The sequence below is a fragment of the Okeania sp. SIO2F4 genome (assembly GCF_010672385.1).
Classification (GTDB): domain Bacteria; phylum Cyanobacteriota; class Cyanobacteriia; order Cyanobacteriales; family Microcoleaceae; genus Trichodesmium.
This window is the reverse complement of sequence record NZ_JAAHGT010000891.1, coordinates 1-4,011: the sequence shown is the minus strand read 5'-3', so window position 1 is coordinate 4,011 and position 4,011 is coordinate 1. Positions and strand designations below refer to the sequence as shown.

Sequence of the window (4,011 nt, the reverse complement as noted above, 5' to 3'; positions counted from 1 at the left end):
TTTTATCACTTCAGGGACAACACTTTTTGGCAAGCATAGAGCGATCAAAAAATATTTAAAATCAGAGAACATTCAGCCAGAAGAAATGGTTTATGTTGGAGATGAAACTAGGGATATTAATGCTGCTAAAAAAGCTAAAGTTAAGGCAATAGCTGTGACTTGGGGTTTTAATTCTAGAGAAGCTTTATCTGAATATCAGCCAGATGCTTTGGTTGAGCAACCGCAAGAATTAATTGAAGTAATTAATAAGTTTTGAAGCAAGCATAATATGGGTGAACAGATGATTTAGTTGCAGTAATAAATTTTTCCAAATCCAGTCGAGTAAAGATAATTATAATTTTCACCAAATACTACATATTAGTTATGGGAAAAATTATTTGCTCGAATAGCAAGATTTTTGCTAATTATGCAAAACATGAAACAGATTTTTTATTAATAAAATCTAGTTGCATAGTATAAAAAATTTGCTTCTGCCATCGGCCAAAAAGTTTGTATAAATATTTTTTACAACTGGTATAATCTTAACAAATATTGAGAGTTAAAGTGAAGGTTAGTTTTTATTCAAACAGCAATATTTTTGTTAGTAGAAACTTTTCCAACTGTTTCCCAGTTGAATACTTATAAATAATAAATCATGGTGATAGAGAAAATCAAATCTGGGAACAAGGAGGATAGTAGGGATGTTCCATCGAAGGTCTCTACAAGAATATTTTATTTATAACTAGATTATCCGAACATAATATAACTATCCCCCTAGCATTATAAAATATTGATAGTTAACCTCCAGGTATTATGACTGATATAAAATCTGGGTAATTAGTCACTGTAAAGTTATTGCGACTGGAACGGAGTGGAAGGAAGCAATCTCATAGTCAAGCGAGATTGCTTTCCTACGGAATTCTGCGCAAACCCTTCGGTAGCAATGACAACTGTTTAACTGGATTTTATATGATTCATAGTCTGAAAAATCTAAAAATTCAAGATTTATAATTAAAGTAATTATTTAGGTTTACTGCTAGGTTGATTAATAATTCTCTCAACAAATTTTCTCCAAAAAACAAGCGGGATCAAAAAATAAAATGACAGACTTCTGGAACCAAGTTTTAAACTTTGCAGAAACAACTACTTTTAGAGTAGGAAATCAACTATTAAAAGACTTTGGCAATGTCAAAGCAGATGAAAAAGCTGATGGTAGTTTAGTTACTAAATCTGATAAATGGGCAGATAGAGAAATTAGAGAAGCGATCGCTTCTACTTTTCCTACCCACGGAATATTAACAGAGGAAAGTCAACAGATATTTCCTAGTAATGAATGGTGTTGGATTATCGATCCTTTAGATGCGACAACAAACTTTGCTAAAGGTGTGCCAATTTGGGGAATTTGTATGGGATTATTGTATCGAGGTACTCCCATATTTGGTTATGTAAATTTGCCACCATTAGGTCAATCTTATTATGGTTTTTATTATCGGGAAAATCAAACCTATTTAAATAATCCACCCATCACTAGAGCATTTTTAAATAATCGACAAATTCAGCCAATTAAAGACAGAATTAGTGGTAATCATTTATTTAATATTTGCTCTCGAAGTACAAAAGTTTTACCGCAACTTACAACAAAAATTAGAATGATAGGAATGGCAAGTTATAACTTTTTACTTGTCGCTTCTGGCGCATCTATTGGTGGGGTTGAAGCTACACCGAGAATTTGGGATATTTCTGCATCTTGGGTAATTGCAAAAGCGGCAGGAGCAATTTGGATACCAATAGGATCGGAAGATATTTTTCCTTTAGAAATAGGCAAAGATTATTTGAGTCATCCCTTTCCTACTTTGGTTGTAGGAAATAAAGAATTAGTTCCCTATTTTTTGCCTATAGTTGAACCTTTAAGAAAATAATGTAAACAGTAAAACTCTATTCTATCTCTAACCAATTCTCTAAATTTATTTCTTCAACTCTTGACATATCAGAATCATTAGAAACCAGAGTTAAATTATGAATAATTGCCGTTGCTGCAATGAGTATATCAGCATCTTGAATAGGTCTTCCTTTCCTTCTCAAATCTATGTGAATTTCTGCTGCTTTCTCGATAATTTATAAATTGTCTAAGAATAAAATTGTGACTTATTGACAAAATTTATTAAACTTTGAGAGTTGCCTAGTAGTATTAACATACAATAATCCTCTTTTAATTTCATAATAGGTAATGCAACTGATAAATAGATATTCTTCCAAAAATTTAACCTGCTTAAATTTCTTAGTTGCTATTTGATTCTGTTTCAAAATTGCAGTAACTAAATTTGTATCTAGTAGATAACTCACCCTTTTTATTTCCCTTCTACTACTGCATTAAACGTTTTTATTTGCTCTGGGGTAAAATCATCAAATATTGTAGATAATAGTTCTATTGACATTACTCCTCTAACTTTCTTTATGAGTCGTTCATCATCCAGAGATATTACCATTTGAGGTGACACTTGATCTAATAATGTCGAGAAACTCTGAATGAGTTTATTTTTATCTAATTCTTGATAAATATTTTCCCTTTCCATTACTTGGTCAATTGTTTCTGAAATTCTTTTAATCGCTGTATTTTTTTCTACAGAAGTTTGAGTCATAATCTCCTCCTAGAAATTGAACTTAATTAAATGGTAACTATCTATTCTATCTCTAACCAATTCTCTAAATTTATTCCCTCAACTCTTGACATATCAGAATCATTAGAAACCAGAGTTAAATTATGAATAATTGCCGTAGCTGCAATGAGTATATCAGCATCTTGAATCGGTCTTCCTTTCCTTCTCAAATCTATGTGGATTTCTGTTGCTTTTTCAATAACTTCTAAATTGTCTAAGAATAAAATTGTAACTTTTTGACAAAATTCGTTAAACTGGGATAGTTTTCGAGTAGCATTCACATATAATAATCCTCTTTTGACTTCATAAAAGCTAATGCAGCTAATATAAATATCTTGTTCTCTGAATCTACATCCAGTAATTTATCTATAATTTTTTGATTCCGATTCACAACTGCTGAAACTATTTTAGTATCTAATAGATAATTCACTTTTCCCATCTCCCTTCTACTACAGCATTAAACATTTCTTTTTCTTCTGCAGTAAAATCATCAAGTATTGTCGATAATAATTCTGTTGCCATAACTGTCCGTACTCTTTTTTTAAACCTTTCATCATTGAGAGGTAGGAGAATTTGAGATGACACTCTATCTAATATTTTTGAGAAAGTCTGAATAAGTTCATCTCGATCTAATTCTTGATAAAGACTATCGTTTTCCATTGCTTGGTCAATCATTTCTGAAATTCTTTTAAGAACTGTATTCTTTTCTGTAGAAGCTTGAGTCATAATCTCCTCCTATAATTTTTTGATTCTGGTTTACAACTGCTAAAACTATACTAATATTTAGTGTATCACTTACCTTAATATCTCCCTGCAACCCCTGTTAAAAATTTCTATTTGTTCTGGCGTAAAATCATCAAATATTGTCGATAATAGTTCTATTAAAATTACTCCTATAACTTTCTTTTACTACACAAATCACTAAAGTTAGATGGCTACCTTGTAGCATTAACATACAATAATCCTCTTTTAATTTCATAGTAAGTAATGCAACCGATAAATAATGCTTTTCCTTGGAAATTAACGAACTTTAATTTATTTATTAATCTTTGATTTTTTTTTGATAATAGCTGTCACTATATTTATATCTAGTAAGTAACTCACCCTTTTTATCTTCCTGCTACCCCTGCTTCAAAAACTTCTATTTCTTCTAGCGTAAAATCATCTTTAGTAGGAGCGAATCGCGTTTGCGCAGCATTCCGCAAGAAATCGCCCCTACAGGTGGTGTATTATTTGATATATTGAGTAATACCAAGCGTGAAAAAAGAATGTTACGAATATTTTAGTCAACCAAAGTAGTTTAAGTCAGATGCAAATTTACTAGAATAGATTGTTTCATAGAAAAAAATGATAATAAAAACTGCTTCTACTGACT

8 protein-coding genes are annotated in these 4,011 nt (G+C 31.0%); 2 read left to right on the top strand and 6 right to left on the bottom strand.

The genetic code is table 11. The features are described 5' to 3' along the window. Nucleotides 1-256: HAD hydrolase-like protein (locus F6K22_RS34560; protein WP_293108846.1), on the top strand; the 256-nt coding region annotated here is incomplete at its 5' end. A gap of 823 nt (nt 257-1,079) precedes the next feature. Next, entirely contained in the window at nt 1,080-1,898 is an 819-nt protein-coding gene (locus F6K22_RS34555) for an inositol monophosphatase family protein (protein WP_293108844.1), read from the top strand. 16 nt (nt 1,899-1,914) lie between these two features. Here F6K22_RS34555 and F6K22_RS34550 read toward each other — a convergent pair whose 3' ends face one another. The 6 genes from F6K22_RS34550 to F6K22_RS34525 are packed head-to-tail and all read right to left on the bottom strand — an operon-like array spanning nt 1,915 to nt 3,362. Next, a complete protein-coding gene (locus F6K22_RS34550) occupies nt 1,915-2,091 on the bottom strand; it encodes a PIN domain-containing protein (protein WP_293108849.1) in 177 nt (58 codons plus the stop codon). A gap of 33 nt (nt 2,092-2,124) precedes the next feature. After that, entirely contained in the window at nt 2,125-2,322 is a 198-nt protein-coding gene (locus F6K22_RS34545) for a PIN domain-containing protein (RefSeq protein WP_293108841.1), read from the bottom strand. 5 nt (nt 2,323-2,327) lie between these two features. Beyond that, nucleotides 2,328-2,618, bottom strand: a complete 291-nt coding sequence (locus tag F6K22_RS34540; protein ID WP_293108839.1) for a hypothetical protein — start codon at nt 2,616-2,618, stop codon at nt 2,328-2,330. A 41-nt stretch (nt 2,619-2,659) separates the two neighbouring features. Beyond that, nucleotides 2,660-2,917, bottom strand: a complete 258-nt coding sequence (locus F6K22_RS34535; protein WP_293108837.1) for a PIN domain-containing protein — start codon at nt 2,915-2,917, stop codon at nt 2,660-2,662. Beyond that, nucleotides 2,914-3,075, bottom strand: a complete 162-nt coding sequence (locus F6K22_RS34530) for a hypothetical protein (RefSeq protein WP_293108835.1) — start codon at nt 3,073-3,075, stop codon at nt 2,914-2,916. The genes F6K22_RS34535 and F6K22_RS34530 overlap by 4 nt, the downstream gene beginning before the upstream one ends. Further along, nucleotides 3,063-3,362 carry a hypothetical protein gene (locus F6K22_RS34525; protein ID WP_293108833.1) on the bottom strand — a complete coding sequence of 100 codons (300 nt, stop codon included), beginning with the start codon at nt 3,360-3,362 and terminating at the stop codon, nt 3,063-3,065. The genes F6K22_RS34530 and F6K22_RS34525 overlap by 13 nt, the downstream gene beginning before the upstream one ends. Nucleotides 3,363-4,011: the final 649 nt, after the last annotated feature.

What these genes read in the sequence shown, in the direction of transcription:
- F6K22_RS34555 (WP_293108844.1), top strand. Translation starts at nt 1,080, where the DNA reads ATGACAGACTTCTGGAACCAAGTTTTAAACTTTGCAGAAACAACTACT.
- F6K22_RS34540 (WP_293108839.1), bottom strand. Translation starts at nt 2,618, where the DNA reads ATGACTCAAACTTCTGTAGAAAAAAATACAGCGATTAAAAGAATTTCA.
- F6K22_RS34530 (WP_293108835.1), bottom strand. Translation starts at nt 3,075, where the DNA reads ATGGGAAAAGTGAATTATCTATTAGATACTAAAATAGTTTCAGCAGTT.
- F6K22_RS34525 (WP_293108833.1), bottom strand. Translation starts at nt 3,362, where the DNA reads ATGACTCAAGCTTCTACAGAAAAGAATACAGTTCTTAAAAGAATTTCA.